This is a genomic window from Streptomyces sp. NBC_01481 (assembly GCF_026339995.1).
In the GTDB taxonomy this organism is placed as follows: Bacteria; Actinomycetota; Actinomycetes; order Streptomycetales; family Streptomycetaceae; genus Streptomyces.
This window is the reverse complement of sequence record NZ_JAPEPT010000002.1, coordinates 748,775-775,261: the sequence shown is the minus strand read 5'-3', so window position 1 is coordinate 775,261 and position 26,487 is coordinate 748,775. Positions and strand designations below refer to the sequence as shown.

The 26,487-nt window shown below is 67.4% G+C and carries 22 protein-coding genes; 14 read left to right on the top strand and 8 right to left on the bottom strand.

Features of this window, described 5'->3' with window-relative positions; all coding sequences use genetic code 11:
• The first annotated feature begins 61 nt into the window (after positions 1-61).
• Genes OOK40_RS14150 through OOK40_RS14135 form a run of 4 tightly spaced genes read left to right on the top strand, consistent with a single transcriptional unit; the run spans position 62 to position 3,259 of the window.
• Positions 62-484 carry a nuclear transport factor 2 family protein gene (locus OOK40_RS14150; RefSeq protein WP_266480640.1) on the top strand — a complete coding sequence of 141 codons (423 nt, stop codon included), beginning with the start codon at positions 62-64 and terminating at the stop codon, positions 482-484.
• The gene (locus OOK40_RS14145) at positions 484-1,323 is read left to right on the top strand and encodes an NAD(P)H-binding protein (RefSeq protein WP_266480637.1); all 840 of its coding nucleotides are present in this window, start codon (positions 484-486) and stop codon (positions 1,321-1,323) included. Before OOK40_RS14150 ends, OOK40_RS14145 begins: the two co-directional genes overlap by 1 nt.
• Positions 1,320-2,600: a S9 family peptidase gene (locus tag OOK40_RS14140; protein WP_266480635.1), complete on the top strand. Its 1,281-nt coding sequence runs from the start codon at positions 1,320-1,322 to the stop codon at positions 2,598-2,600. The genes OOK40_RS14145 and OOK40_RS14140 overlap by 4 nt, the downstream gene beginning before the upstream one ends.
• 59 nt (positions 2,601-2,659) lie before the next feature.
• Positions 2,660-3,259, top strand: a complete 600-nt coding sequence (locus OOK40_RS14135; RefSeq protein WP_266480633.1) for a TetR/AcrR family transcriptional regulator — start codon at positions 2,660-2,662, stop codon at positions 3,257-3,259.
• A 310-nt stretch (positions 3,260-3,569) separates the two neighbouring features.
• Here OOK40_RS14135 and dnaB read toward each other — a convergent pair whose 3' ends face one another.
• On the bottom strand, positions 3,570-5,054 hold the full coding sequence (gene dnaB / locus OOK40_RS14130; RefSeq protein WP_266480630.1) for a replicative DNA helicase: 1,485 nt from the start codon (positions 5,052-5,054) through the stop codon (positions 3,570-3,572).
• Positions 5,055-5,478: 424 nt separating this feature from the next.
• On the opposite strand from dnaB, the gene OOK40_RS14125 reads away from it, so the two are divergent.
• On the top strand, positions 5,479-6,816 hold the full coding sequence (locus OOK40_RS14125; protein WP_266480628.1) for an MATE family efflux transporter: 1,338 nt from the start codon (positions 5,479-5,481) through the stop codon (positions 6,814-6,816).
• Between the two features lie 129 nt (positions 6,817-6,945).
• Here OOK40_RS14125 and rplI read toward each other — a convergent pair whose 3' ends face one another.
• From rplI to rpsF, 4 genes are all read right to left on the bottom strand, one after another.
• Positions 6,946-7,392: a 50S ribosomal protein L9 gene (gene rplI / locus OOK40_RS14120; protein WP_142214744.1), complete on the bottom strand. Its 447-nt coding sequence runs from the start codon at positions 7,390-7,392 to the stop codon at positions 6,946-6,948.
• Between the two features lie 18 nt (positions 7,393-7,410).
• Entirely contained in the window at positions 7,411-7,647 is a 237-nt protein-coding gene (rpsR, locus tag OOK40_RS14115; RefSeq protein WP_003956534.1) for a 30S ribosomal protein S18, read from the bottom strand.
• Between the two features lie 43 nt (positions 7,648-7,690).
• On the bottom strand, positions 7,691-8,284 hold the full coding sequence (locus tag OOK40_RS14110; RefSeq protein WP_266480625.1) for a single-stranded DNA-binding protein: 594 nt from the start codon (positions 8,282-8,284) through the stop codon (positions 7,691-7,693).
• A gap of 74 nt (positions 8,285-8,358) precedes the next feature.
• The gene (rpsF, locus tag OOK40_RS14105; RefSeq protein ID WP_004950685.1) at positions 8,359-8,649 is read right to left on the bottom strand and encodes a 30S ribosomal protein S6; all 291 of its coding nucleotides are present in this window, start codon (positions 8,647-8,649) and stop codon (positions 8,359-8,361) included.
• Positions 8,650-8,907: 258 nt separating this feature from the next.
• Here rpsF and OOK40_RS14100 point away from each other — a divergent pair, with 258 nt between their 5' ends.
• The 3 genes from OOK40_RS14100 (at position 8,908) to OOK40_RS14090 (ending at position 11,581) form a co-directional block, all read left to right on the top strand.
• Entirely contained in the window at positions 8,908-9,225 is a 318-nt protein-coding gene (locus OOK40_RS14100) for a hypothetical protein (protein WP_266480624.1), read from the top strand.
• Between the two features lie 108 nt (positions 9,226-9,333).
• Positions 9,334-10,452: a peptidoglycan bridge formation glycyltransferase FemA/FemB family protein gene (locus OOK40_RS14095; protein ID WP_266480621.1), complete on the top strand. Its 1,119-nt coding sequence runs from the start codon at positions 9,334-9,336 to the stop codon at positions 10,450-10,452.
• 97 nt (positions 10,453-10,549) lie between these two features.
• A complete protein-coding gene (locus OOK40_RS14090; RefSeq protein ID WP_266480620.1) occupies positions 10,550-11,581 on the top strand; it encodes an alanine racemase in 1,032 nt (343 codons plus the stop codon).
• A gap of 46 nt (positions 11,582-11,627) precedes the next feature.
• On the opposite strand, the gene OOK40_RS14085 is transcribed toward OOK40_RS14090, so the two are convergent.
• Complete coding sequence (locus tag OOK40_RS14085) at positions 11,628-13,148, bottom strand: glycosyltransferase family 87 protein (RefSeq protein WP_266480617.1); 1,521 nt, start codon at positions 13,146-13,148, stop codon at positions 11,628-11,630.
• Between the two features lie 117 nt (positions 13,149-13,265).
• A complete protein-coding gene (locus tag OOK40_RS14080) occupies positions 13,266-15,968 on the bottom strand; it encodes a transglycosylase domain-containing protein (protein ID WP_266480615.1) in 2,703 nt (900 codons plus the stop codon).
• Positions 15,969-16,336: 368 nt separating this feature from the next.
• Between OOK40_RS14080 and OOK40_RS14075 the strand changes: the two genes are divergently transcribed.
• From OOK40_RS14075 to OOK40_RS14060, 4 genes are all read left to right on the top strand, one after another.
• Positions 16,337-17,053, top strand: coding sequence for a PadR family transcriptional regulator (locus OOK40_RS14075; RefSeq protein WP_266480614.1), 717 nt, complete (start codon positions 16,337-16,339; stop codon positions 17,051-17,053).
• A gap of 59 nt (positions 17,054-17,112) precedes the next feature.
• Positions 17,113-18,195 (top strand): inositol-3-phosphate synthase, encoded by a 1,083-nt coding sequence (locus OOK40_RS14070; protein ID WP_266480612.1) that lies wholly within the window; start codon positions 17,113-17,115, stop codon positions 18,193-18,195.
• A gap of 76 nt (positions 18,196-18,271) precedes the next feature.
• Positions 18,272-19,540 (top strand): MFS transporter, encoded by a 1,269-nt coding sequence (locus OOK40_RS14065; protein ID WP_266480611.1) that lies wholly within the window; start codon positions 18,272-18,274, stop codon positions 19,538-19,540.
• Between the two features lie 49 nt (positions 19,541-19,589).
• Complete coding sequence (locus tag OOK40_RS14060; RefSeq protein WP_266480609.1) at positions 19,590-20,156, top strand: hypothetical protein; 567 nt, start codon at positions 19,590-19,592, stop codon at positions 20,154-20,156.
• A 107-nt stretch (positions 20,157-20,263) separates the two neighbouring features.
• Here OOK40_RS14060 and OOK40_RS14055 read toward each other — a convergent pair whose 3' ends face one another.
• Positions 20,264-21,718, bottom strand: a complete 1,455-nt coding sequence (locus OOK40_RS14055) for a CCA tRNA nucleotidyltransferase (RefSeq protein ID WP_266480606.1) — start codon at positions 21,716-21,718, stop codon at positions 20,264-20,266.
• Between the two features lie 178 nt (positions 21,719-21,896).
• Between OOK40_RS14055 and OOK40_RS14050 the strand changes: the two genes are divergently transcribed.
• Positions 21,897-24,269 (top strand): DUF6049 family protein, encoded by a 2,373-nt coding sequence (locus tag OOK40_RS14050; protein ID WP_266480605.1) that lies wholly within the window; start codon positions 21,897-21,899, stop codon positions 24,267-24,269.
• Positions 24,270-24,314: 45 nt separating this feature from the next.
• Positions 24,315-26,465 carry a murein biosynthesis integral membrane protein MurJ gene (gene murJ / locus OOK40_RS14045; RefSeq protein ID WP_266480603.1) on the top strand — a complete coding sequence of 717 codons (2,151 nt, stop codon included), beginning with the start codon at positions 24,315-24,317 and terminating at the stop codon, positions 26,463-26,465.
• The last annotated feature ends 22 nt before the right edge of the window (positions 26,466-26,487 follow it).

Sequence of the window (26,487 nt, the reverse complement as noted above, 5' to 3'; positions counted from 1 at the left end):
GAGGCGATGTCCCGACGGGTCAGGATCGCTGCATCCTCGAGCGGAAACGGAAACCTTGATCATGACCATGCCCATGACGCCTTCCGAGCTGTACCGCCACGGCCTGCAACTGCTGCTGGAGAAGGACATCCCCGGCTGGGTGGACCTGTGGGACGACAATGGCGTCCTCGAGTTCCCCTTCGCGCCCGAAGGCTGGCCCAAGCGGCTGGACGGCAAGACCGCGGTCGGTGACTACATGCGCCACTACCCCGACCACGTCGACCTCCACGACTTCCCCGACGTGAAGATCCACCAGACCACCGACGCCGAGACGATCGTGGTCGAGATGCGTGGGGTCGGCCGCCTGGTGGAGACCGACAGCCCCTTCGACATGACCTACATCGCCGTGGTCACGGTCAAAGACCAGCGCATCACCTCCTACCGCGATTACTGGAACCCCCTCGCCGTTCAGCAGCCCGGCGCCGACTTCGCAGGAGCGAACTGATGAGCACCCCCAGCGCCACCCTTGTCATCGGGGCCACCGGCACCACCGGCCACCGCGTCGCCGCCGGCCTGATCGCCGAGGGCCACCGCGTCAAGGCCGCCGGCCGAAGCGCCACCCCGGCGGAGGGCACCCAGGCTGTCCGCTTCGACTGGAACGAACCCGCGACCTGGGGCGAGGCCATCGACGGCGTCGACCGCGTCTACCTCATCCCGCCCATCGGATCCTCGGACCCGGCCGAGGCCATGCTGCCCTTCCTCCGCCGGGCCCGCGCGGCCGGCGTGCACCGCGCGGTGCTGCTCAGCTCGTCGGCGATCCCCGCAGGCGGTCCGGCGGTGGGACGGGTCCACCAGGCCCTGCCCGGCCTGTTCGAGCAGTGGGCGGTGCTGCGGCCCTCCTGGTTCATGCAGAACTTCACCGGCTCCACCCCCCACGCGCGCAGCATCGCCGAAGAGGGCGCCATCATGTCGGCCTCGGGAGACGGCCGCGTCGGGTTCATCGACGCGGAGGACATCGCCGCCGTCGCCGTACGCGCCCTGACCGACGATCAGGCCCCCAACACCGACCTGATCCTCACCGGGCCGCAGACGCTGAGCTACGCCGACGTCGCAGCGACCATCGCCGAGGTCACGGGTCGCCCGGTGGTGCACCGGCAGCTGACATTTGAACAGCTGCGCGACCGTTGGGCGGCCGAGATACCGCTGGAGTTCGCCACGATGCTGGCCGGCCTGGACGTCGCCATCGCAGAGGGGGCCGAGGACCGCACCTCGGACACCGTCCAGCGCCTCACCGGGCGCCCCCCGGGCACCTTCCGTGCCTTCGTTGAAAGGGAGGTGTCTTGAAGCAGCTGATGTTCCACGACGACCCGGCGTTCTGGTTCGAGACCCTGCGCAACCTCGGTCTCGCCGCCTACGGCGGCTCGGACGTCGGCGAAGTCGTGGCCACCGCCTCCCGCGTCACCCCCGGCGACTACGACGGCTGGCACGACGCGTGGCTGTCCACTGCCGGGCGCCTGGAGACCGAGGCGCGCGGGAGCCACCCCATCAGCGCCCGCGACGGACTGCTGCGCGCCTCCAGCTACTACCGGGCGGCCGAGTTCTTCCTCCACGGCAACCCCGACGACCCGCGCATCGACCATGCCTACGAGCGCAGCGTCGCCTGCTTCCACGACGCCGTCGCCCACTTCACCGACATCACGCCCGTGGAGATCCCCTACCAGGACAGCGTCCTGCGCGGCTACTTCTACCGGGCGGCGGGCGAGGGCCCGAAGCCGGCACTGGTGATGCACAACGGATTCGACGGCGCAGCCGAGGAACTGCACTTCTTCGGCGCACTCGGCGGACAGGAACGCGGCTACCACGTCCTGACGTTCGACGGCCCCGGGCAGCCCTCAGCCATCCACCGGGACGGGACGACCTTCCGTCCGGACTGGGAGAACGTGGTCGGTCCCGTCCTGGACTTCCTCACCAAGGAACCGGGCGTCGATCCGGCCCGCATCGCGCTGCTCGGCGTCAGTCTCGGCGGCTATCTCGCGCCCCGCGCGGCGGCTTACGAGCCGCGCCTGGCAGCCGTTGTCGCCGTCGACGGTGTCTTTGACGCCGTCTCCGCTCTGACCGCTCACCTCCCGCTGTCGCACGAAGAAGCCGTCCGGCGCGCGGCAGCCGAGCACGACGAGGAACTGGACCGGATGATCGCCGCCGCCCGCGCCGAGAGCCCGATCATGCGCTGGGCCTTCGACCACGGCCGCTACGTCACCGGGACCTCGACGGACCGGGAGTTCCTTGCCGAGTACGCCCGCTACAACTTCAGGGACGGGAGCGCCGCGAACATCACCTGCCCCGTGCTGGTGTGTGAGGCGACCAACGACCTGTACTACTCCGCCACCGAGGAATCCGATCCGCGCAAGCTGTACCGGCACCTCACCGCACCGAAGACACTCCTGAGCTTCACCGAGGAAGAAGGCGCCGACGCCCACTGCCACCCGGGCGCCCTCCGTCTTTCGGTGGCGCGCATCTTCGACTGGCTCGACGACACGGTCAGACCCGTTTCGCGTCACGCGGACCGCTCGGCTGCCCGTCCCTGCATGCGGGAAGGGCAGCCGGGCGCGAGCCACTGCTGACGCGAACCCACCGATACCATTCCGGGGGGCCGGGACAGGCCGAAGACCAAGGAGGACCCGTGGCCCAGCGCACAGAGCGCGCGGACGCCCTACGCAACCGAGAAGCGATCCTGGCTGCCGCCGACGCCCTGTTCGCCCACAGCAGCAGCCCCCACAGCGTGTCGATGGACGACATCGCCGCGGCCGCGGGTGTGGGCAAAGGCACCCTCTTCCGCCGCTTCGGCGACCGTGCCGGCCTGATCGGCGCCGTGATCGCCTCCCGCCTCGAACCCCTGCAGCAAGCCGTGCGAGAAGCACAGGATGCAGGCGGGTCCTCACCGCGGCAGCAGGTGCTGGACCTCCTCAACGCCTCGCTGCGCTTCAAGATCGAGAACCGGCGCCTGATGTCGGCCGCGGAGGACGCCGGGCTCAGCAGCCCCTACCAGGCCGCGCACTACGGCTGGTGGCATGAAATCCTCCGCGTGGCACTGGAGCACGTGCCCGGCGTCCACAACGCTGATTTCACCGCACACGCACTGCTGGCCGCCATCCGTGCCGACCTCGTGGCCCACCTGATCGACGATCAGAAGATGGCGCCCGAAGCCCTGCGCTCCGCGCTCGCGGCCTACATCGACAACGTCCTCGGCAACAGCCCCGACACCAGCCAGCACGAGCAATGAGGCCTGGAGCGACCGCTCCCCGGTTCATGGACCCTCAAGGATATTGAGCGCGCGTCTCGCGGTCGGCCGTCCGGCGAGGTCCGGGACCGGTACTCCAAGAGGCCCGGGCAATGCCGGGAGTTCGTGTCCTACTGGGCCGCGTCAAGGGCCGCGAGGACGGCGGCCGGCTCACTGCGAGCGGTGCAGTCGGGGTGGATGTCGATCCAGCGCAGGATGAGCTCGGCATCGGTAATGACAACGGTGGGCATCGGCATCGTGTCAGTGCCGTCAGCCCGCGTACCGCAGCTCGGGATCCCGCACTGCTCCTGGGTCAGGTCTGTGCCATGTCCACGAAGCGGGAGTAGTGCCCCTGGAAGGCGACCGTGATCGTCGCCGTCGGGCCGTTACGGTGCTTGGCGACGATCAGGTCCGCCTCGCCCGCGCGCGGTGACTCCTTCTCGTACGCATCCTCGCGGTGCAGCAGGATGACCATGTCGGCGTCCTGCTCGATGGAGCCTGATTCACGCAGGTCGGAGACCATCGGCTTCTTGTCCGTACGCTGCTCGGGACCACGGTTCAGCTGCGACAGCGCGATCACCGGGAGCTCCAGCTCCTTCGCCAGCAGCTTGAGGTTTCGGGACATGTCCGAGACCTCCTGCTGACGGCTCTCCGCGCGCTTCGAACCACCGGACTGCATCAACTGCAGATAGTCGATGACGACCAGCTTCAGACCATTGCGCTGCTTGAGGCGTCGGCACTTCGCCCGGATCTCCATCATCGAGAGGTTCGGGGAGTCGTCGATATAGAGCGGGGCCTGCGACACATCCGGCATACGGCGCGCGAGCCGGGTCCAGTCGTCGTCCGTCATCGTTCCCGAGCGCATGTGGTGCAGCGCCACTCGGGCCTCGGCGGACAGCAGACGCATCGCGATCTCGTTGCGGCCCATTTCGAGGGAGAAGATCACGCTCGGCAGGTTGTTCTTGATGGAACAGGCACGGGCGAAGTCCAGCGCCAGCGTGGACTTACCCATGGCGGGACGTGCCGCGATGACGATCATCTGGCCCGGGTGCAGGCCATTGGTGAGGGAGTCGAAGTCCGTGAACCCGGTGGGAACACCGGTCATCTCGCCACTGCGTGACCCAATCGCCTCGATCTCGTCGAGCGCGCCCTCCATGATGTCGCCGAGCGGCAGATAGTCCTCACTGGTGCGCTGCTCGGTGACGGCATAGATCTCGGCCTGGGCGGAGTTGACGATCTCGTCGACATCTCCGTCCGCCGCGTATCCCATCTGCGTGATCTTGGTGCCCGCCTCCACGAGGCGCCGCAGCACCGCGCGCTCATGGACGATCTCCGCGTAGTACGAGGCGTTGGCCGCGGTCGGGACCGACTGGACCAGGGTGTGCAGGTACGGCGCACCACCGACCCTGGTGATCTCGCCCCGCTTGACCAGTTCGGCGGCGACGGTGATGGGGTCGGCCGGCTCGCCCTTGGCATAGAGGTCGAGGATCGCCGTGTAGACGGTCTCGTGAGCGGGCCGGTAGAAGTCATGGCCCTTGATGATCTCCACGACATCAGCGATGGCGTCCTTGGAGAGGAGCATGCCGCCGAGGACGGACTGCTCTGCGTCCAGGTCCTGCGGAGGCACGCGCTCGAAGCCGGGGGAACCGCCGTCCCAGCCCCCGGTGTCCCTGCCCCGCTCGTGCTGGTCTTCGCGGCCACCGCGGCCTTCGCCGCGGCGCTGGCGGGAGACGGAAGGACGTTCGCTGGGACCGCCGTCGGCTGCCCAGGGGTCGTCCAAGGGCTCGGAAATGCTCACCCGGGCCACCTCCTCCCGTCCGCCCCGCGGACCTCGCCGTGCCACTCTTTCTACGGCACGACACTGACAAAACGAACGGCCAGACTCCGCTTCGGGCGCGTCGGGCGACGGTCCACGGTAGGCCCGTCTGCACCGTCAGCCAATCTGGTTATCCACAGGCCATGTGGACGAAGGTCCAGATGCTGTGGAGAACCCTCCGGAACCTGTGCACGGACCGGGGGACAGCACTGTGGACAAAGTCATAACCATCCCGCCACACATGCCCTGACCTGGAATTTCTCCGTCCACCGGCTGTGGGGGAGAAAAACTTTGCCGACTGGATCAAGATCAGAACAAACGGCACACAGTCGAGCCCCTATATTGACCATCGGTAAGGACTGCAAGACAGTTGCATCTCTTACCTGTGGAAGATTAGATTGCCGCCATGACTCAGGCTCCGACGGCACCGAAGGCTCTCCGGCGACGCCACGACCGAGAGATCGTCGCACTCGCCCTCCCCGCCTTCGGCGCCCTCGTCGCCGAGCCGCTCTTCGTGATGGTCGACAGCGCCATCGTCGGCCATCTCGGCACACCACAACTCGCCGGTCTGGGAGTCGCGGCGGCATTGCTCATGACCGCCGTGAGCGTCTTCGTCTTTCTCGCCTACGCCACCACGGCCGCCGTCGCCCGCCGCGTCGGCGCGGGCGATCTCGCCGCCGCCATCCGCCAGGGGATGGACGGCATCTGGCTCGCGCTGCTTCTCGGCGTCGCCGTTGTCGCCGTCACCCTGCCCACGGCGCCCTGGCTCGTCCATGCCTTCGGGGCCTCCGACACCGCCGCCCCGTACGCCACCACCTACCTCCGGATCTCCAGCCTCGGCATCCCAGCGATGCTGATCGTGCTGGCCGCCACCGGAGTACTGCGAGGCCTCCAGGACACCCGGACCCCGCTGTACGTAGCCATAGGCGGCTTTGCTGCCAACGCGGCACTCAACGCAGGACTCGTCTACGGTGCCGGCCTCGGCATCGCCGGCTCCGCCTGGGGCACCGTCATCGCACAGGCCGCCATGGCCGCCGCCTTTCTGATCGTCGTCGTACGAGGAGCCCGACGGCACGGCGCCTCACTGCGTCCCGACGCCGCCGGCATACGGGCCGGCGCCCAAGCCGGCGTCCCCCTCCTCGTCCGCACTCTCTCGCTGCGTGCCGTCCTGATGATCGCCACCGCCGTGGCTGCCCGCCTCGGTGACACCGAAATCGCGGCCCATCAGATCGTTCTCTCCCTGTGGAGCCTGATGGCCTTCGCGCTCGATGCGATCGCCATCGCCGGACAGGCGATCATCGGCCGCTATCTCGGTGCGGGCGACGCCGAGGGCGCCCGTCAGGCCTGCCGCCGGATGGTGCAGTGGGGCGTCGTCTCCGGTGTGGTGCTCGGCATCCTGGTCGTGGTCTCGCGGCCACTCCTCATCCCCCTGTTCAGCAGCGACTCGGCCGTGCACAACACCCTTCTCCCGGCCCTGCTGGTCGTTGCCGTCTCCCAGCCGATCGCGGGCGTGGTCTTCATCCTCGACGGCGTACTGATGGGAGCAGGCGACGGCCCCTACCTGGCCGGGGCAATGCTGCTGACCCTGGCGGTCTTCGCGCCGGTGGCCCTGCTCATTCCTGCGCTGGGCGGCGGACTGACCGCCCTGTGGTGGGCCATGACGCTGATGATGACGGTCCGCATGCTGACGCTCTGGCAGCGAGCGCGCTCCGGCCGCTGGATCGTCACTGGCGCGACCCGCTGAACCGTGACCCGCTGAGCGTCGATGTTTCACGTGAAACTTGCTGTTTCACGTGAAACTTTGCTGAACGCACAGCAGAAGGGCTGTACCCCACGGGGTACAGCCCTTCGTACTAATCAGCCGAGCGCAGCGTTACGCGGCGACGACCTCGACGCCCAGCTTTGCGGCGACCTCGGGGTGCAGACGCACGGACACCTGGTGCGAGCCCAGGGTCTTGATCGGCGAACCGAGCTCAACGCGACGCTTGTCGACGTCCGGACCACCGGCGGTCTTGATCGCCGAGGCGATGTCGGCCGGGGTGACGGAGCCGAAGAGACGGCCGGCGTCGCCGGAGCGAACAGCCAGACGCACCTTCACGGCCTCGAGCCGGGCCTTGATCTCATTGGCCTGCTCGATCGTCGCGATCTCGTGGATCTTGCGGGCGCGGCGGATCTGCGCCACGTCCTTCTCGCCACCCTTGGTCCAGCGGATCGCGAAACCACGCGGGACCAGGTAGTTGCGAGCGTAGCCGTCCTTGACGTCAACGACGTCGCCGGCAGCACCGAGGCCAGAGACCTCGTGGGTGAGGATGATCTTCATGATTCGGTCACCCTTCCCTTATCGCGCGGTGGACGTGTAGGGCAGCAGCGCCATCTCACGGCTGTTCTTCACGGCCGTGGCGACGTCACGCTGGTGCTGCGTGCAGTTGCCGGTAACGCGGCGGGCACGGATCTTGCCGCGGTCGGAAATGAACTTCCGCAGCATGTTCGTGTCCTTGTAGTCCACGTATACGGTCTTGTCCTTGCAGAAAGCGCAGACCTTCTTCTTCGGCTTGCGCACAGGCGGCTTCGCCATGGTGTATCTCCTGTGTGATCAAGAAGTGGGGTACGAGCAGCCCTTAGAAGGGAGGCTCGTCCGAGTAGCCGCCGCCGGAACCGCCGGAGCTTCCGCCCCAGCTGCCCCCACTGCCCTGCTGCTGGCCGCCGCCGGCCGGCGCGCTGGTGGCCCAGGGGTCGTCGGCGGGTGCACCGCCGCCGCCCTGCTGCTGGCCACCGCCACTGGGACCGCCGCCCCAGTTGCCGCCGCCCTGCTGCTGACCGCCGCCGTAGCCACCCTGGCCACCGCGACCGGTGGTCTTGGTGACCTTGGCCGTGGCGTTCTTGAGGCTGGGGCCGACTTCCTCGACGTCCAGTTCATAGACCGTGCGCTTGACGCCCTCGCGGTCCTCGTAGGACCGCTGCTTCAGCCGGCCCTGCACGACGACGCGCATGCCTCGCGTAAGCGACTCCGCGACGTTCTCCGCCGCCTGACGCCAGACCGAGCAGGTGAGGAACAGGCCTTCGCCGTCCTTCCACTCATTGGTCTGCTTGTCGAAGATGCGGGGAGTGGACGCGACACGGAACTTCGCGACCGCCGCACCGGAGGGGGTGAAGCGCAGCTCGGGGTCGTCGACGAGATTGCCGACGACCGTGATGACGGTCTCGCCTGCCATGGGTGAACCTCTCGGCGGGATTGCTGCTGGCTGCTTGCTGCTACTCGAAACCCGATGACCTCTGAGCTAGGTGCTCAGTGGGTCTCGGGACGGAGGACCTTGGTCCGGAGGACCGACTCGTTCAGGTTCATCTGGCGGTCGAGCTCCTTGACGACCGCAGGCTCGGCCTGCAGGTCGATGACCGAGTAGATGCCCTCGGGCTTCTTCTTGATCTCGTAAGCGAGACGACGACGGCCCCAGGTGTCGACCTTCTCAACCTTTCCGTTGCCCTCACGGACGACGGAGAGGAAGTTCTCGATCAGCGGGGAGACAGCGCGCTCCTCGAGATCGGGGTCGAGGATGACCATCACCTCGTAGTGACGCATGTGGAACCCACCTCCTTTGGACTCAGCGGCCACGGTCGTTCCGTGGCAGGAGGGTCGTGATGCGTAAGCAACGGTAGCCGCCGCCACTGACAATCCCGGGGGATCGTCTCTGGCCTGGACAGACACCGGTGCAGACCGTTCAGACTACCCGCAGACGTGCTTCCGGTTGAAATCCGGTGGTCACGGGCCGCACCCTGTACGCATCGGGTGTGCGCGGCGTCACAGTGTGCCGCGTTCCGGACCGCCAGGAGGTGCTTCATGGCACAAACAATGCGACCGAACCCCACAGGCTCTCTCTTCGCCACGGACGGCAAACCCCATCCGCTCCAGGACACTCTGATGGTGGTGACCCTGGTGCTGGGCGCGCTGTCGTTCACGACGGCGCAGTTCGACAACCTTCATATCCTCAGCTCCTGGTCCGGTCTCATCGGAGTTCTCACGGGCGCATACGGCCAGTTCATCTCGGCCACGACCCGTGAACGCTTCCTCCTGATCCTCGGACTCGGCGCCTCCGCCTTCGGCTTCTACCTCGCCATGGCAGACGGCGGGCTCTTCGGTGGCTTGATCGGCTACTAGCCCCGTTCTCCCACGGCAACGCGGGGCGTTCCCACGGCCCAGTAGGCTTCGGCGCGAGAGCCGGAGCCCCTGTACCCATGGGGACACACCTGCCGAGGAGCGCCCCGCATGAGCCTGACCCTGAGGACCATCAGCCGAGAGCAGCATCTGGCGTACATCCAGACCCTGCCCTCGGCCAGTCATTGCCAGGTCCCGGCATGGGCTGATGTGAAGACCGAATGGCGGTCGGAGAACCTGGGCTGGTTCGACAGGAGCGGTGAACTGGTGGGCGTGGGCCTGGTGTTGTACCGCCAGCTGCCCAAGATCAAGCGCTACCTCGCGTACCTGCCCGAAGGCCCGGTGATCAATTGGTACGCCCCGAACCTGGACGACTGGCTGCAGCCGATGCTCGCCCACCTCAAGCAGCAGGGCGCCTTCTCCGTGAAGATGGGCCCCCCGGTGGTCATCCGCCGCTGGGACGCACCGGCGATCAAGGCCGGCATCCAGGACCCGGATGTGAAGCGCCTGCGCGATGTCGAGGCGACGCACATCGAGCCCCGCGCCTTCGAAGTGGCCGACCGGCTGCGGAAGATGGGATGGCAGCAGGGCGAGGACGGCGGTGCCGGCTTCGGTGACGTACAACCGCGGTACGTCTATCAGGTGCCGCTGGCGAACCGTTCGCTCGACGATGTCCTCAAGGGCTTCAACCAGCTGTGGCGACGCAACATCAAGAAGGCCGAGAAGGCCGGCGTCGAGGTCGTCCAGGGTGGTTATGACGACCTGGCCGAGTGGCAGAGGCTGTACGAGATCACTGCTGTACGCGACCACTTCCGGCCGCGCCCCCTCTCGTACTTCCAGCGCATGTGGACGGTCCTGAACAACGAGGACCCCAACCGCATGCGGCTGTACTTCGCGCGGCACGACGGCGTGAACCTGTCCGCGGCCACCATGCTGGTCGTCGGCGGGCACGTCTGGTACTCCTACGGCGCCTCCGACAACATCGGCCGCGAGGTCCGGCCCTCGAACGCGATGCAGTGGCGGATGCTTCGCGACGCCTACGCGATGGGCGCGACCGTCTACGACCTTCGCGGCATCAGCGACTCGCTCGACGAGACCGACCATCTCTTCGGTCTGATCCAGTTCAAGGTCGGCACGGGCGGCGAAGCCGTCGAGTACGTCGGCGAATGGGACTTCCCGCTCAACAAGCTGCTGCACAAGGCGCTCGACATCTACATGTCGCGACGCTGACGATGCGGCCGACCTCTTCACGGGCGACGCCGTAATCTCGTAGATCTCGCTCATACCTCTGATACACCGCAGCCACCAGAAAGGTTCCGGGCCGGCCATGGCGCTCTCCCTCTACGTCGACACCGCGCGCTGGCGGGCGCACCAGAAGTCCGTGATCGACCAGTTCCCCGGCCTCGTACCGGTCTGCAAGGGCAATGGCTACGGCTTCGGTCACGAGCGCCTCTCGGAGGAGGCCTCCCGCTTCGGCTCCGACATGCTGGCCGTCGGCACCACCTATGAAGCGGCCCGGATCAAGGACTGGTTCAGCGGCGATCTCCTGGTCCTCACACCCTTCCGCCGGGGTGAGGAGCCGGTTCCGCTGCCCGACCGCGTCATCCGTTCCGTCTCGTCGGTCGACGGTGTGCACGCGCTGGTGGGCGCACGGGTCGTCATCGAGTGCATGAGCTCCATGAAGCGCCACGGCGTCAGTGAGCAGGACCTGGGCCGGCTGCATGCCGCCATCGAGGATGTACGGCTCGAAGGCTTCGCCCTGCATCTGCCGCTCGACCGTACGGACGGCTCCGACGCGGTCGAGGAGGTCATCGGCTGGATGGACCGCCTGCGTGCTGCCCGGCTGCCGCTGCACACCATGTTCGTCAGCCACCTTCGCGCCGAGGAACTGGCCCGACTCCAGCAGCAGTTCCCCCAGACCCGCTTCCGCGCCCGCATCGGCACGCGGCTGTGGCTGGGCGACCACGAGGCGACGGAGTACCGCGGCGCGGTCCTCGACGTCACCCGCGTCGCCAAGGGCGACCGCTTCGGGTACCGCCAGCAGAAGGCCGCGTCCGACGGCTGGCTGGTGGTGGTCGCGGGCGGTACGTCCCACGGCGTCGGCCTGGAGGCCCCGAAAGCCCTGCACGGTGTGATGCCGCGCGCCAAGGGCGTCGCACGCGCGGGCCTCGCGACCGTCAACCGGAACCTTTCGCCCTTCGTGTGGGCGGGCAAGCAGCGCTGGTTCGCCGAGCCCCCGCACATGCAGGTCTCGATCCTCTTCGTGCCCGCGGACTCCCAGGAGCCCAAGGTGGGCGACGAGCTGGTGGCTCATCTGCGCCACACGACGACGCAGTTCGACCGCCTCGTGGACCACTAGGCCGTACGAAAGCGGTGGCCCGGGGTCCGGGCCGCCCGAGGCTGCCTTAGGCCGACGGGCGGGCGTCTCCGGGCGTCTTGGGCTGCGTCCCCCACTCGACTCTGGGTCCATCCACCGCGTGCGCCGCATGCCGCGGCGGATGGGCCGCCCGTCCCACCACGAAGATGTCCTCGGCCCCGTCGAGCACACCGCCCGACGGGTCGTCCGACCCGTCCTGCCGTACGCCGTCCCGCTCCGGCATCAGGATGTCCCGTACGACCACCGCGCACAGATACAGCGTCCCCAGCAGATGCAGAGCGATCGCCAGCTGGTAGCCCTCCGGCGGCAGCCCCTGGTGCTTGGGGCTCGTGGTGTACGCGAGATACATCCAGATGCCCAGGAAGTACATGACCTCGCAGGCCTGCCAGATCAGGAAGTCCCGCCAGCGCGGCCTGGCCAGCGCGGCGAGCGGAATCAGCCACAGTACGTACTGCGGCGAGTAGACCTTGTTCGTGAGGATGAACGCGGCGACGACCAGGAACACGAGCTGCGCGAAGCGTGGCCGCCTGGGCGCCCCGAGCGCCAGCGCCGCGATTCCGGCGCAGGCCAGGAGCATCAGCAGCGTCGCGTAGGTGTTCACCGAGTCGACATCGAGCGGCTCGCCCGTGCGCTGCGTGATGATCAGCCAGAACGAGCCGAAGTCGACCTGCCGCTCCTGGCTGAAGGTGTAGAACTTCTTCCACCCCTCGGGCGCCATCAGCATCACTGGCAGGTTCACAACCAGCCAGGCGCCTGCCGCGCCGAGCGCCGCCGTGGCGAACTCCCGCCATTTACCGGCCCGCCAGCACAGCAGCAGCAGCGGGCCCAGCAGCAGTACGGGATAGAGCTTGGCAGCGGTCGCCAGCCCGATGAGGATGCCGAAGGCCAGTGCCCGGCCCCGTGACCACATCAGCATCGCGGCGGCCGTGAGGGCCACCGCCAGCAGGTCCCAGTTGATGGTTGCGGTGAGCGCGAAGGCGGGCGCCAGAGCCAGCAGCAAGGCGTCCCAGGGGCGGTGGCGGTGGGTGCGGGCCACACAGACAGCGATGACCGCGGTGCAGATCATCAGCATGCCCGCATTGACCATCCAGTACGTCTGCTCCTGGTTCTGAATGGAGCCGCCGGCCAGATTGAGCCACGAGGCGACCTGCATGAACAGCCCCGTCAGGACGGGGTACTCGAGGTACTGCATGTCGCCCGGCAGCCGGTCGAAGTACGGAATGAGCCCTTCGGAGAAACCCCGCCCCACGTAGAGGTGCGGAATGTCGGAGTAGCACGCGTGCGTGTACTGGGAACTGGTACCCCTGAACCAGGCCCAGTTGTAACACGGCATCTTCTGCACCATGCCCAGCGCAAACATCCCGATGGCCACCAGAGCGACGACGCGTACGGGCGAGAACCAGCCACCGCTGCCGCGCAGGGCGAAGCGGCCTGCCGGACCGCCGATCAGCTCGCTTCCGGACGCGGCGACGGAGTCCCGCCGCGTGGGCCGTACGTCCGGCCGCTGCGTCCGGTCCTGGTACACGCTCGTCTCTTCTGCGCTGGGCATGCTGCACATCCTGCCGTACGAAGTCGGGGACACGGCCAGGGCCGCCGCCCCGGAACGCACATGCTGTGCGTTCCGGGTGCGGCGGCCCTGGCGTTACGCGGAGCTGATCACGGGCCGCTACCCCGAGCCTCCGATGAAGCCTCCGTTGCCATTGCCGCCGTTGCCGTTCGTGCCTGGCGATGATGTCGACGGACTGATCGTCGGCGTGCTGGTGGGATCGGTGGTGCTTCCGCCGCTGCCGTTGCCGCCATTGCCACCCGTGGTGCCGCAGGTGAAGTCCTTCCACGGATCGCAGGACTGGCTCGGGCTGGGCCTTCCGGACGGGAAGCCGGACGGCGTGTTCGACGGCGTCGGGGACGGGGTGCCGGACGGGGTGGCGGTCGGCGACGGCGGCGGGCTGGAGGCGCCGCCGCCCCAGACGGCCTCACCGTCGATGGGCTCCGGCTCGGGGAAGGGCTCGACCGGCTGGTCCTTGAGCGCTTCCGACATGTACGTCTGCCAGATCTCGGACGGGAAGGACGCACCGTGGATCTTGTCCTGACCGCCGGTGCCGTACATCTCGAGGAATTTGCGCTTCTTGTTCTTCTCGTTGTCGTCGAGGCGGTACATGTCGATCGCGGTCGACAACTGCGGCGTGTAGCCCACGAACCAGGCCGACTTGTTGCCGTCGGTCGTACCGGTCTTGCCCGCGACCTGACGGCCGGGAATCCGGGCGTTCTTACCGGTGCCCTCGCGCTCGTCGACGACGGACCTGAGCACGTCGGTCACATTGCTCGCGACAGCGGTGGTGAAGCGCTGCTTGGGCTTCACCTCGTGCTCGAAGACCGTCTTGCCTTCGTTTTCGACGCGGGTGACGGAGAACGGATCGTTCTGCTTGCCGTTCGCCGCGAAGGTCGCGTAGGCACCGGCCATGCGGATGGCACTCGGGGACGAAATACCGATCGAGAAGGACGGGACGTTCGACTTGTTCAGGCTGGACTCGAGCAGACCCGCGTCGATGGCCGACTGCCGGACCGTCGGGATACCGAGGTCCATGCCCAGCTGCACGAAGGGCGAGTTCGCAGAGTGGACCATGGCTTCACGCAGATCGATGTCCCCGTACGACTCGCCGCCGTCGTTCGTCTGGAGCCACTCCTTTCCCTCCTCGTTGTGCCAGATGGAACCGTCGTAGTCCTTGATCTTGAGCTTGTTCTTGCCGCTGTACCTGCTCTTGTCGGGGTCGACGATCTTGCGCTCGGACGTGCCCTGCTCCTGCCCGAGCTCGGGGTTGCGGACCCCGTCGCGCAGCGCGGCGGCCAGGACGAACGGCTTGAAGGTCGATCCGACCTGGGCACCGGTCTCGTTGGCGTTGTTGGTGAAGTGCTTGGTCGCGTTCTCACCGCCGTAGATGGCGACGATCGCCCCGGTCTTCGGATCGACCGACGCACCGCCGAACTGGACATGGGTGTCGGTGTCGGGGCGCTTCTTGGGCTTGATGTTCGCGTCCTGGACCTTCTTGACCGACTCCGCGAGCTTCCTGACCTTGGCCTTGTCGAAGGTCGTATGGATCGCGTAGCCGCCCTGGGAGAGCCTGGTGGCGTCAATGCCCTGGTCGTTGTTGTTGAGGAAGTACGACTTGGCGAGGTCGACCAGATAGCCGACCTGGCCACCCAGCTGCGCCTTCTTCGTGATCGGGTTGGGCATCTTGAACTTGGTGAACTTGGCCCGCTCCGCGGGAGTGAGGTGCTGGTCCTTGACCATCTCGTCGAGGATCCAGCTCCAGCGTTCGACGGCTCTGGCCGTGTTCGCCTCCGGCGTCGCCGTGACGTCGATGTCCGTGGCGCCGGCGGGGTCGTAGTAGGTCGCGCCCTTCAGAAGCGATGCGAGGAAGGCGCACTGCCCGGCATCCAGATCTTTGGCGTCCTTGCCCCAGTAGGTACGGGCCGCGGCCTGGATTCCGTACGCACCGCGTCCGTAGTACGACGTGTTCAGGTAGCCGGCCATGATTTCCGGCTTCTCCAGGTCCGTGCCGACCCTTATGGAGATGAACAGCTCCTTGAACTTCCGGGTCAGAGTCTGGGACTGGTCACCGAGCATGGCGTTCTTCACATACTGCTGTGTGATCGTGGAACCACCCTGGGTCCGCCCGCCCGTGGCCATGTTCTTCAAGGCTCGGGCGATGCCCATCGGGTCGATGCCCGAGTCGTTCTTGAATGTCTTGTTCTCCGCCGAGATCACCGCGTTCTGCATGTCCTCGGGAATCTCAGAGATCGGGACAATCTGCCGGTTGATCTCACCACCGGTGGCGGCCATCTGCGAGCCGTCGGCCCAGTAGTAGACGTTGTTCTGCGCCTTGGCGGTCAACTGCGGGTCCGGCACCTCAACCATCGCGTACGCGATGGTCGCCGCGGCCATCAGGCTTCCGATGAAACCCAGGGTGAGCCCGGTGACCAGCTTCCACGACGGCACCCAGCGCCGCCATCCGTACTTGTTGTGGCGCGGATAGTCGATCAGGCGCTTCTTGGACGGCCCTCCGCCACGACCGCGGCCGGGGCCGTCATGCCCCCCACCGCCTCCGCCGCGGCGTCCGCCGCCCCGGCCTCCATGACCGGCGCCCGCGCCTTCGTCGACGCGCCTGCGGCTACCGCCGCGCTGGGCGGCCCGGCGGGCCTCGGCCCGGCTGCCGTACGGACGCTCCTCGCCGTACGAAGCGGAGGGTGATCCCGAAGTGGAACCCCGGGACGGGGCTGCGCGGCGGCCGGAGGGCTGCTGGGCAGCGCGCCTGGACCCGGCACGCCCGCCACCCTGCGGCTGCGGCGGTTTGCGTCGGTGCTCGCTCATCGAACGACTACTCCTCGGGCAGGCGAGACGCCTGGAAGCGGCAGTTGAGTTCCGGTCCCCCCGAAATGAATACGGACCAGCCCCGCGAAGGGCTCATCCGCTGTGCATCCACGACGAGGACGCACACAGGCGTCACTTGGTTCCCGGCGGTCTGCATGGCGCACATGGCGCACAGACTACGCACGGTCAAAACCCGCCCAGCGCCAAAGTTCCCCACAAATCAGGCATATCGCCGCCTGTGAATTAAGGATGTGACGCCGTTCACCATGGCCCCTCTTGTCGCAGGAGGCACGTCGTTCTATCGTGCTGATGTATCGAGTCGATACATCAGCGCGGCATAGGCGACCGAGACGGCGAGGGAGGCAAGGGTGAGCAGACGCTCGGGCATCCTTGAGTTCGCCGTGCTCGGTCTGCTCCGTGAGGCCCCGATGCACGGGTATGAGCTGCGGAAACGGCTCAACACCTCGCTGGGAATCTTCCGGGCCTTCAGTTACGGGACGCTCTACCCCTGCCTCAAGACGCTGGTTACCAACGGCTGGTTGATCGAGGAGCCGGGAAGCGCTCCCGAAGACGCGCTCGCCGCCTCACTCGCAGGGCGCCGAGCCAAGATCGTCTACCGGTTGACGGCAGAAGGTAAGGAGCACTTCGAGGAACTGCTCTCGCACACCGGCCCGGACACCTGGGAGGACGAGCACTTCGCGGCTCGTTTCGCCTTCTTCGGGCAGACGGAGCGCGAGGTGCGGATGCGGGTGCTCGAGGGCCGCCGCAGTCGGCTGGAGGAGCGCCTGGAGAAGATGCGCGCCTCGCTGGCGCGCACCCGTGAGCGCCTCGACGACTACACGCTTGAGCTGCAGCGACACGGAATGGAATCCGTGGAGCGCGAGGTGCGCTGGCTGAACGAGCTCATTGAGAGCGAGCGAGCGGGGCGGGATCAGCGACAGCCCGCCCCCGAGAGCTCAGCTCAGCAGGACACCACATCTGGAGAGACGGGCGGCCTGCCCCGGCACAGGGGTGCCGAGTCATCCGGGGGCACACCCCCCGGAAGCTCCACCCCGCCGGATCCGTCCGACGACACCGCCAAGTGAAGCGCTGCGATCCGCAGGGTTTCATCCGGAATACCGAGAACACACAGGGAGCAACCGGAATGGGTTCGGTTCGCGTAGCCATCGTCGGCGTGGGCAACTGCGCCGCCTCGCTGGTGCAGGGCGTCGAGTTCTACAAGGACGCCGACCCGGCCGGCAAGGTGCCGGGTCTGATGCACGTCCAGTTCGGCGACTACCACGTCTCTGACGTCGAGTTCGTGGCCGCCTTCGACGTGGACGCCAAGAAGGTCGGCCTCGACCTGGCGGACGCCATCGGCGCCAGCGAGAACAACACCATCAAGATCTGCGACGTGCCGAACACCGGCGTCACCGTGCAGCGCGGACACACCCTGGACGGCCTGGGCAAGTACTACCGCCAGACCATCGAGGAGTCCGCCGAGGCCCCGGTCGACATCGTCCAGATCCTCAAGGACAAGCAGGTCGACGTTCTGGTCTGCTACCTGCCCGTCGGCTCCGAGGACGCTGCGAAGTACTACGCGCAGTGCGCCATCGACGCCAAGGTCGGGTTCGTCAACGCCCTCCCGGTCTTCATCGCCGGCACCAAGGAGTGGGCGGACAAGTTCACCGAGGCGGGCGTCCCGATCGTCGGCGACGACATCAAGTCCCAGGTCGGCGCCACCATCACGCACCGGGTGATGGCGAAGCTCTTCGAGGACCGGGGCGTCATCCTGGACCGCACGATGCAGCTGAACGTCGGCGGCAACATGGACTTCAAGAACATGCTCGAGCGTGAGCGCCTTGAGTCCAAGAAGATCTCCAAGACGCAGGCCGTCACCTCGCAGATCCGTGACCGCGACATGGGCGAGGACAACGTCCACATCGGTCCGTCGGACTACGTGGCCTGGCTCGACGACCGCAAGTGGGCGTACGTCCGCCTCGAGGGCCGTGCCTTCGGCGAGGTGCCCCTGAACCTCGAGTACAAGCTCGAGGTCTGGGACTCCCCGAACTCCGCGGGCATCATCATCGACGCCGTGCGCGCCGCGAAGATCGCCAAGGACCGTGGCATCGGCGGCCCGATCCTCTCCGCGTCCTCCTACTTCATGAAGTCCCCGCCGGTCCAGTACTTCGACGACGAGGCTCGCGAGAACGTCGAGAAGTTCATCAAGGGCGAGGTCGAGCGCTAAGCGTTCAGCTGATCGTCTGCCGAGGGTCCCCGGGTAATCCGCCCGGGGACCCTCGGCGTGTGTGACGCTTGATCGCATGCCTGTCGTACGTGATCTGCGCGTACTCCTGCGCCTTGCCGGCTTTCGCCGGCTCCTGACGGTCCGGCTGCTCTCCCAGTCGGCCGACGGCGTCTATCAAGTCGCGCTTGCCACGTACGTGGTGTTCTCCCCGGAGAAACAGACCTCGCCGGCTGCCATCGCCTCGGCCATGGCCGTGCTGCTGCTGCCGTACTCCGTGATCGGCCCGTTCGCGGGCGTCCTGCTGGACCGCTGGCAGCGCAGGCAGGTCTTCCTGTACGGGAATCTCCTGCGGGCCCTCCTCGCGAGCGGCACCGCGGTGCTGATCCTCCTCTCCGTACCCGACTGGCTCTTCTACGCCTCGGCCCTCTCAGTCACCGCCGTCAATCGTTTTGTGCTGGCCGGTATCTCCGCCGCGCTGCCGCGGGTCGTCGACGCGGACCGACTCGTCATGGCCAACTCCCTCTCACCGACAGCGGGCACACTCGCGGCGACCGCGGGCGGCGGACTCGCCTTCGCGGTACGCCTGGTGTCCGAGGAGTCCGATGCGGCGGTGGTGATGCTCGGCGCTGTGCTCTATCTCTGCTCGGCGCTTGCCTCGCTGCGGATGGCGCGTGAACTTCTCGGCCCCGACCAGCAATTGGTCCAGCCCCGCCTGGGTGCCGCGCTGGCGTCGACGGCACGCGGTCTGGCGGGCGGGCTGCGGCATCTGGCCGAGCGCCGCGCTGCCGCCCAGGTGCTGTTCGCGATGACTCTGATGCGCTTCTGCTACGGCGCCCTGACCGTGATGGTGCTGATGCTGTGCCGGTACGCCTGGTACGCGAACGAGTCGGACGGCCTCGCCCTGCTCGGTGTGGCCATCCTCATCTCGGGCGCCGGATTCTTCGCAGCGGCGGTGGTCACTCCGTATGCGGTCGACCGACTCGGCCAGTTCGGCTGGGTGGTGGCGTGCGCGGGAGTGGCAGCCGTCCTCGAGCCGGCCCTGGGGCTGCCCTTCGAGCCCGCGCCGATACTGGTCGCCGCGTTCATCCTGGGGCTCATCACCCAGGGCGCGAAGATCGCCACGGACACTGTGATCCAGACGTCCGTGGACGACGCCTACCGCGGCCGGGTGTTCTCCCTGTACGACGTGCTGTTCAACGTCGCCTTCGTGGGCGCTGCGGCGATCGCCGCACTGATGCTGCCCCCTGACGGCCGGTCGGTTCAGCTGGTGGTCGTGGTGGCGGTCATCTATGCGGCGGTGGCGGCAACGATGGCCCGTTGGAGGCATGTTGGCGCGGTGATATAGCGTGCCCGCGTCAAAAGATCGACGCACACGCCAATCGGGGGACTCCCACATGACCTATCCGCCGCAGCAGGGCCCAGGCCCCTACGGACAGCCTGACCCGTACGCACAGCAGCCTCAGCAGCCGTACCCGCCGCAGCCCGGCTACGGATATCCGCAGCAGCAGCCCCACCCGCAGCAGCCTCAGGCGGGATACGGGTACCCCCAGCAGCAGCCGACGCAGCCTTACCCGCCGCAGCAGCAGTGGGGGGCGCCGCCGCCCCCGGCGCCCTCGTCCGGACGCCGGGGTCTCGGCATCAAGAACATCCTGAAGATCATCGGCGTGGTCATCGCCCTCATAGTCTTCGCGATCGTCTACTTCACGAGCCAGGACGACGCCGAAAACGCGAAGGTCGGCGACTGCATGCACAACAGCGGCTCCAAGATCACTCCAGATCTCGAGGTCGTGAAGTGCGGTGACGCGAAGGCCGATTACAAGGTGGTCGAGGTTCACGCCGACACGACCGACCAAAAGCTCTGCGAGGGCAAGGCCGACGTCGGTTACTTCGAGCAGACGCGCGGCGGCCGGCGCAGCTCGGGCAAGCAGTTTGTGCTCTGCCTGAACGAGATCAAGAAGTAGTCGCGGAAGCAGCCGCATACTCCGAGGGGCGATGTTTCACGTGAAACATCGCCCCTTGCTCGTCGATCGGCGCCATGTTTCACGTGAAACATGGCGCCGTTTCAGGCTCAGCGGGCGCGCTCGGCCTCGGTCGCCCACCATTCCTTCAGTGCTGCGACCGCCGCATCATGCTCCATCGGCCCGTTCTCCAGGCGCAGCTCCAGCAGGAACGCGTATGCCTTGCCGATCACGGGGCCGGGACCAACACCCAGGATCTCCTGGATCTGGTTGCCGTCCAGATCGGGCCGGATCGCGTCCAGCTCCTCCTGCTCCTTCAGCTGAGCGATGCGCTCCTCAAGCCCGTCATAGGCCCGGGACAGGGCACTCGCCTTGCGCTTATTGCGCGTGGTGCAGTCGGAGCGGGTGAGCTTGTGGAGCCGGTCCAACAGTGGGCCTGCGTCGCGTACGTACCGACGCACCGCCGAGTCGGTCCACTCTCCGGTTCCGTAGCCGTGGAACCGGAGATGCAGTTCCACGAGCCGCGAGACGTCCTTGACCATGTCGTTGGAGTACTTGAGAGCGGTCATCCGCTTCTTGGTCATCTTCGCGCCCACCACCTCGTGGTGATGGAAGGAGACCCTGCCGTCCGTCTCGAAACGCCGGGTGCGCGGCTTTCCGATGTCGTGGAGCAGCGCGGCCAGCCGCAGGACCAGATCCGGCCCGTTCTCCTCCAGGTCCATGGCTTGTTCCAGGACGGTCAGAGAGTGCTCGTACACGTCCTTGTGCCGGTGGTGCTCATCACTCTCCAGCCGCAGCGCCGGCAGCTCGGGCAGCACATGGTCGGCCAGGCCCGAGTCGACGAGCAGCCCCAGCCCCTTGCGCGGATGGGCGGAGAGGATCAGCTTGTTCAGCTCGTCGCGCACCCGTTCAGCGGAGACGATCTCGATACGGTCCGCCATCTCCTTCATCGCGGTGACGACGTCGGGCGCGACCTCGAAGTCCAGCTGCGCGGCAAAGCGAGCGGCCCGCATCATGCGCAGCGGATCGTCGGAGAAGGACTCCTCGGGCGTACCGGGAGTCCTCAGGACGCGCTCGGAGAGATCCTCCAGGCCTCCGTGAGGATCGATGAACTCCTTCTCCGGCAGCGCCACAGCCATCGCGTTCACGCTGAAATCGCGCCGTACGAGGTCTTCCTCGATCGAGTCGCCGTACGACACCTCGGGCTTGCGTGACGTCCTGTCGTACGCCTCGGAGCGGTACGTGGTGACCTCGATCTGGTAGCCCTGCTTCTGGCAGCCCACCGTGCCGAAGGCGATCCCGACTTCCCACACCGTGTCGGCCCATGGACGGATGATCTTGAGTACGTCCTCGGGACGGGCATCGGTCGTGAAATCCAGGTCATTGCCGAGCCGGCCGAGCAGCGCATCGCGGACCGAGCCGCCGACCAGGGCAAGACTGAACCCGGCCTCCTTGAAGCGGCGGGCAAGGTCGTCGGCGACAGGGGACACCCGCAGCAGTTCGCTCACCGCGCGGCGCTGCACCTGACTCAGTGCAGTGGGGTTGTCTTCATTGGCGTTCGGCACAACAGAAAAGGGTACGTGCCCCGGCCGGCCGGAGCGTCCCTGTTTATGGCTGACCGACGGCCCATCCGATCTTGTGGGGCACTCCGCGGCACTTCGACACAGCGCACCTCGTTACCATGCGTGGACGCAGGAACCGAGAACCACCACCGGCAGCAGACGACAAGGGACGGGCGAGCGCGTGGCCGAGGCGGCAGACTTCCAGGGGATGAGTCCCTCTCCTGCCCGCCGGTGGCTGCGCCGCACAGCCTCCCTGATCCTGGGCGTACCGCTTGTGGCCGGACTGCTGTGCGGTCCACTCACACCGGCCGCACAGGCAGCCGAGGGCGCCTCCGGGTCCCACGGAGTCGATGTGTCTCTCGACACTCTGACGCCGGCCACCCCCGGCAAGAGCGACACGCTCGCGATCTCCGGCACGGTGATCAACAAGGGCAAGCAAACCGTCACCGACGCCGAGATCGATCTACGGGTCGGACCGGTGCTGTCCGGCAGGATCGCCGTCGACCGCGCCGTCGAGCGGACCGGCAATACGACGGACCTCGATGCTTCAAAGGTCGACGCCAAATACACGATCAAGATGCCGAAGCTCATCTCCGGCGTCGGGAGGGACTTCACCCTCCATGTCCCGGTCAAAGAACTGAACCTCGACGACGACGGTGTCTACCAGCTCGGTGTGTACCTCTCGGGCCAGACGGCGGCCCAGCCGTTCGAGCAGGTGCTGGGCGTTGAGCGGACCTTCCTGCCCTGGCAGCCCGACGCGACCGAGAAGAAGACCCAGTTCACCTATCTCTGGCCGCTGATCTCCTCGACCCATCTCACCTCCGAGACGGGGTCTGACGAGCAGCAGACCCCCGTCTTCGAGGACGAGACGCTGGCCACGGAGCTTGCCCCGGGCGGCCGGCTGGAGCAGCTCGTCTCACTGGGCAGCCAGCTGCCCGTCACCTGGGTCATCGATCCGGACCTGCTGGCCACGGTCGACGCGATGACCAGGAGCTACCAGGTCAAGAGCGGGAACACCACCGTCGCGGGCAAGAACCAGGCGATCGCCAAACGCTGGCTGAGCTCCGTAGAGGCCGCCGTCCGGGGCAGCAAGGTCGTCGCCCTGCCGTTCGCCGACCCGGATCTGGCGTCTCTGGCACACCGGGGCAAGAACGTCTCCGGATCCCTGAGCCATCTGCAGCCGGCCACCGAAGTCGCCGAGACGACCGTCGAGACGATCATCCATGTGAAGCCGTCCACCGACTTCGCCTGGCCCGTGGACGGCGCCATCGACTCGTCGATCGTGGATGTCGCCACCTCGGCAGGCGCCCACAAGGTGATCGCCCGAAGCGACAGCCTGAGCGACAACCTGTCGTACACGCCCACCGCCGCACGCCCGATCGGCGGCGGAACAACGGCCGTGGTCGCCGACACCCGGCTCTCCATCGCGTTCCAGGGCGACATGATCAAGACGGAGAACTCCACGCTCGCAGTGCAGGAGTTCCTCGCCCAGACGCTGGCGCTGACCCTTCAGGACACCGACAAGCAGCGGAGCATCGTCGTCGCCCCACAGCGCCAGCCAACCGCGTCCCAGGCGCAAACCATGGCACGCGCACTCAAGGCACTCGACGCTCAGCGCTGGACGCAGCCGCTCGATCTGATCGCGGCGGCGGGCGCCGCCCCCGACGCCGATGCCACGACCGACGTGCCCGTCACGTCCCGCTACCCCGATCGGCTGCGCAAGCACGAGTTGCCGGTCCAGGCGTTCCAGGACATCAGAGCCACGCAGAACACCCTCGACAACTTCAAGGTCATCCTCACCGCGAAGGACCGGGTGGAGACCCCCTTCGGCAGGGCGATCGACCGGGAGATGTCCACCTCGTGGCGCGGCAACCGGGTGGAGGCCCAGCTGTACCGCGACAAGGTGCAGGGCTATCTGCTGAGCCTCACCGACGAGGTGCAGCTGGTCGAGAAGTCGCTCATCACGCTCTCGGGGCGCAGTGCGACGATCCCGGTCACGGTGCAGAACAGGCTGGTCCAGGGGATCGACCATCTCGTGCTGCGGCTCAGGTCGGAGAATCCCACTCGCCTCAACCTCGACGACGACAAGGGCGTCGCAGAGCAGCCGATCAAGGTCGAGGGTGGCCACAGCCAGTCGGTGAAGTTCGCCGCGGCGGCCAACGCCAACGGTCCGGTGCAGATGAGGGCACAACTCTTCACCGAGGACGGCAAGCCGTACGGCGACCCCATGATGTTCACGGTGAAGGTCTCCGAGGTCACCCCCACTGTGATGCTCGTCATCGCCGGCGGGGTCCTGCTGCTCGTCCTCGCAGGGATCAAGATGTACAGCCAGCGCAAGCGCGCTGCTGCCCGCCAGGCGGCCGCGGAGGACACGGAGGGGCCCCAGGCCCCCGATGCCTCGGAGGAATCGGCAGACTCGGACCACACGGACGGCACAGAGGGCTCGGGCGAAGGCATCGACAGTCCTGATGCTGGGCAGCCGAGTGACCCGACACCGGACACCGGACCCGAAAGCGGTGACCCATCGGGCGCGGGTGAGAAAGTGGACCGTTGAGCGATGTCGTGGCCGGTCGGCCGGGGACGATGAGGTGGGGTGGCAATGAACGCGCCGTACGACGGTGACCGCGGTCAGGGCGCGGGCGGAGACCCGGCTGCCCAGGGTCCGCCGCCGCCCCAGCCCACCCCGGACCCGTATGCACAGGACCCGTACCTCCAGGAGGCCTACGCCCCCGATCCGTACCGGGCGCAGGACCTGTCCGCGCAGGACCCGGTGGCCGAGGCCCTCTACGACCGCGCCTCCCACCCGCCGCCGCCCCCCGGCACCTACCAGGAGCCTCAGTCGCTCTACCAGCAGCCGCCCAACCCCCAGCACGCTCCGGACCCCCGTATTTGGGCGCAGACCCCGCCGCCCGAGCCCTCCGGTCCCTCCCGCCACCTGCCGTACGGGGACGACGCCAGGACCACCCAGTTCACCGGTGTGGACGACCTGGTGACCCGGGCCGGTGAGCAGGAGCCCGAGCCCGACGCCTTTGCCCACCTCTTCCGGGACCAGCAGGACGCGGGCCGGCCGGCTCCGGACCCCGAGCCGAGCCCGGCGGCACCCGCGCCCAGGAAGCCCGGCGGCCGAGCCTCCGGCCTGCTGAAGTCCAGTGCGGTGATGGCGGCCGGCACGCTGGTCTCCCGCCTTACCGGTTTCGTACGCAGCCTCGTGATCACCGCGGCTCTCGGTGCCGCCCTCCTCGGCGACACCTTCACGGTGGCGTACACCCTGCCGACGATGATCTACATCCTCACCGTCGGCGGTGGCCTCAACTCCGTCTTCGTCCCGCAACTGGTGCGCGCGATGAAGAACGACGAGGACGGCGGAGAGGCGTACGCAAACCGTCTACTGACGCTCGTCATGGTGTCGCTCGCCGCCATCGTCGCCGTCGCGGTCTTCGCGGCCCCGCTGCTGATCCAGCTGATGTCGGACACCATCGCCGGCAACGAGGCAGCCAACAGCGTCGCTGTCACCTTCGCCCGCTACTGCCTGCCCACCATCTTCTTCATGGGCATTCACGTGGTCATGGGCCAAATCCTCAACGCCCGTGGCAAGTTCGGCGCGATGATGTGGACCCCGGTCCTGAACAACATCGTCATGATCACCACGTTCGGCCTCTTCATCTGGGTGTACGGCACCTCCGCCGAGTCGAACATGGGTGTCCAGTCGATCCCGCCGGAGGGTGTCCGGCTGCTGGGTATCGGCACCTTGCTGGGCCTTGTCGTCCAGGCGCTTGCGATGATCCCGTACCTGCGTGAGACCGGATTCCGGTTCCGTCCGCGCTTCGACTGGAAGGGCCACGGCCTCGGCAAGACCGTCAAGCTCGCAAAGTGGACCGTGCTGTTCGTCCTCGCGAACCAGGCGGGTGTGCTGGTCGTCACCCAGCTCGCCACCGCTGCCGGTGAAACCTCCGGCAGGCAGGGCGCGGGATTCATCGCCTACACCAACGCACAGTTGATCTGGGGCATGCCGCAGGCCATCATCACCGTCTCGGTCATGGCCGCCCTGCTGCCCCGTATCTCTCGTGCCGCCCACGACAACGACCCGGGTGCCGTACGCGACGACATCTCCCAGGGGCTGCGCAATTCCGCGGTCGCGATCGTCCCGGTCGCCTTCGCCTTCCTGGCGCTCGGCGTTCCGATGTCCACGCTGCTGTTCTCCTCGAGCGGCCTTGAGGCCGCCCGGGGCATGGGCTTCATCCTTATGGCTTTCGGCCTCGGTCTCATTCCGTACTCCGTGCAGTACGTCGTGCTGCGCGGCTTCTACGCGTACGAGGACACCCGCACGCCCTTCTACAACACGGTCATCGTCGCCGCCGTCAATGCGGCCGCCTCGGCGCTCTGTTACGTGCTCCTGCCCGCCCAGTGGGCCGTGGTCGGCATGGGTGCCTCCTACGGTCTCGCCTATGCCGTCGGCGTGGGCATCGCCTGGCGCCGGCTCAAGAACCGCCTCGGCGGCGATCTGGACGGTGCCCATGTCATGCGGACGTACGCACGCCTGTGCATGGCTTCCGTCCCCGCCGCGGCGGCCGGAGGCGCGGTCGCATACTTCGTCCTCAAGGGGCTGGGCAACGGGGCGCTGGCTTCGCTCGCCGCGCTGGTCGGCGGTGGGATTGTGCTGCTGGGCGTCTTCTTCGTGGCTGCGAAGCGGATGCGTATCGATGAACTGAACGCCATGGTCGGCATGGTGCGCGGGCGCCTCGGACGCTAAGAGCGCGCCGTCCCGCACAACC

What these genes read in the sequence shown, in the direction of transcription:
- OOK40_RS14150 (WP_266480640.1), top strand. Translation starts at nt 62, where the DNA reads ATGACCATGCCCATGACGCCTTCCGAGCTGTACCGCCACGGCCTGCAA.
- OOK40_RS14145 (WP_266480637.1), top strand. Translation starts at nt 484, where the DNA reads ATGAGCACCCCCAGCGCCACCCTTGTCATCGGGGCCACCGGCACCACC.
- OOK40_RS14125 (WP_266480628.1), top strand. Translation starts at nt 5,479, where the DNA reads ATGACTCAGGCTCCGACGGCACCGAAGGCTCTCCGGCGACGCCACGAC.
- rplI (WP_142214744.1), bottom strand. Translation starts at nt 7,392, where the DNA reads ATGAAGATCATCCTCACCCACGAGGTCTCTGGCCTCGGTGCTGCCGGC.
- rpsR (WP_003956534.1), bottom strand. Translation starts at nt 7,647, where the DNA reads ATGGCGAAGCCGCCTGTGCGCAAGCCGAAGAAGAAGGTCTGCGCTTTC.
- OOK40_RS14110 (WP_266480625.1), bottom strand. Translation starts at nt 8,284, where the DNA reads ATGGCAGGCGAGACCGTCATCACGGTCGTCGGCAATCTCGTCGACGAC.
- rpsF (WP_004950685.1), bottom strand. Translation starts at nt 8,649, where the DNA reads ATGCGTCACTACGAGGTGATGGTCATCCTCGACCCCGATCTCGAGGAG.
- OOK40_RS14100 (WP_266480624.1), top strand. Translation starts at nt 8,908, where the DNA reads ATGGCACAAACAATGCGACCGAACCCCACAGGCTCTCTCTTCGCCACG.
- OOK40_RS14095 (WP_266480621.1), top strand. Translation starts at nt 9,334, where the DNA reads ATGAGCCTGACCCTGAGGACCATCAGCCGAGAGCAGCATCTGGCGTAC.
- OOK40_RS14090 (WP_266480620.1), top strand. Translation starts at nt 10,550, where the DNA reads ATGGCGCTCTCCCTCTACGTCGACACCGCGCGCTGGCGGGCGCACCAG.
- OOK40_RS14085 (WP_266480617.1), bottom strand. Translation starts at nt 13,148, where the DNA reads ATGCCCAGCGCAGAAGAGACGAGCGTGTACCAGGACCGGACGCAGCGG.
- OOK40_RS14080 (WP_266480615.1), bottom strand. Translation starts at nt 15,968, where the DNA reads ATGAGCGAGCACCGACGCAAACCGCCGCAGCCGCAGGGTGGCGGGCGT.
- OOK40_RS14070 (WP_266480612.1), top strand. Translation starts at nt 17,113, where the DNA reads ATGGGTTCGGTTCGCGTAGCCATCGTCGGCGTGGGCAACTGCGCCGCC.
- OOK40_RS14065 (WP_266480611.1), top strand. Translation starts at nt 18,272, where the DNA reads ATGCCTGTCGTACGTGATCTGCGCGTACTCCTGCGCCTTGCCGGCTTT.
- OOK40_RS14060 (WP_266480609.1), top strand. Translation starts at nt 19,590, where the DNA reads ATGACCTATCCGCCGCAGCAGGGCCCAGGCCCCTACGGACAGCCTGAC.
- murJ (WP_266480603.1), top strand. Translation starts at nt 24,315, where the DNA reads ATGAACGCGCCGTACGACGGTGACCGCGGTCAGGGCGCGGGCGGAGAC.